Below are 1,111 nucleotides of genomic sequence, written 5' to 3' on the forward strand. Positions count from 1 at the left end.
GGCGCTCGACCACGTCGACCGCCTCGAGCACGCCCTCGCCGACGTCGACGAGGCCGTGCTCGCCACGGTGCTGGCGCGGCTCGACGCCCTGGGCGCGCGGCTGCGGCGGCCCGATCCCGAACCCGACGACCCGGCGCAGCACCTGCGCACCGCTTCGGCCGACGAACTACTCGACTTCATCTCCAAGGAGCTGGGCAACCATGGCTGAGCACGACGACCGCGTGCTGGAGAACCTCCGCTGGGTCACTCTCGAACTGCACCAGGCCCGCGAGAAGCTGCGCGCCGCCGAGGAGCCGATCGCCGTCGTCGGCACCGGCTGCCGGTACCCCGGCGGCGTCACGACGCCCGAGGACCTCTGGCGGCTGCTCGACGGCGGCGTCGACGCCATCACCGAGTTCCCCGGCGACCGCGGCTGGGACGTCGAAAGCCTGCACCGGCCGGACGAACCGGGGCACTCCAGCACCCGGCACGGCGGGTTCCTCGCCGAGCCGGGCGCGTTCGACGCCGGGTTCTTCGGCATGTCCCCGGCCGCCGCCGAGGTCACCGACCCGCAGCACCGGCTCCTGCTCGAACTGTCCTGGGAGGCCATCGAACGCGCGGGCATCGACCCGCGGTCGTTGCGCGGCAGCCGGACCGGCGTGTTCGCCGGCACGATGTACGCCGACTACGGCACCGGCGCGGCCGACGCCGACCTCGCCGGCCGGGTGCTGATGGGCACGTCCGGCTCGCTGGCGTCGGGCCGGATCGCTTACACGTTCGGCTTCGAAGGCCCGGCGTTGACGCTGGACACCGCGTGCTCGTCGTCGCTGGTCGCCGTGCACCTGGCGGTGCAGGCGCTGCGCCGCGGCGAGTGCACGCTCGCGCTCGCGGGCGGGGCGACGGTGCTCGCGACGCCGTCGGTGTTCGTCGAATTCTCGCGCCAGCGCGGGCTTTCCGCCGACGGGCGCTGCAAGGCGTTCGGCGCGGGCGCCGACGGCACCGGCTTCGCCGAGGGCGCCGGTGTCCTGCTGCTGGAACGGCTTTCCGACGCCCGTCGCCTCGGGCACCCGGTGCTGGCCGTGGTGCGCGGCTCGGCGGTGAACTCCGACGGCGCGTCCAACGGCCTGACCGC

Annotated in this window: 2 protein-coding genes; both read left to right on the forward strand. The window is 74.6% G+C overall.

The genetic code is table 11. The features are described 5' to 3' along the window. The coding region (locus G3I65_RS40065) for a hypothetical protein (RefSeq protein ID WP_160700694.1) at positions 1-208 on the forward strand (208 nt) is incomplete at its 5' end. Further along, on the forward strand, positions 201-1,111 hold a 911-nt coding region (locus tag G3I65_RS40070), incomplete at its 3' end, for a beta-ketoacyl synthase N-terminal-like domain-containing protein (RefSeq protein WP_203612645.1). The genes G3I65_RS40065 and G3I65_RS40070, both read left to right, overlap by 8 nt.

The organism is Amycolatopsis sp. SID8362, assembly GCF_010550475.1.
Taxonomy (GTDB): domain Bacteria; phylum Actinomycetota; class Actinomycetes; order Mycobacteriales; family Pseudonocardiaceae; genus Amycolatopsis; species Amycolatopsis eburnea.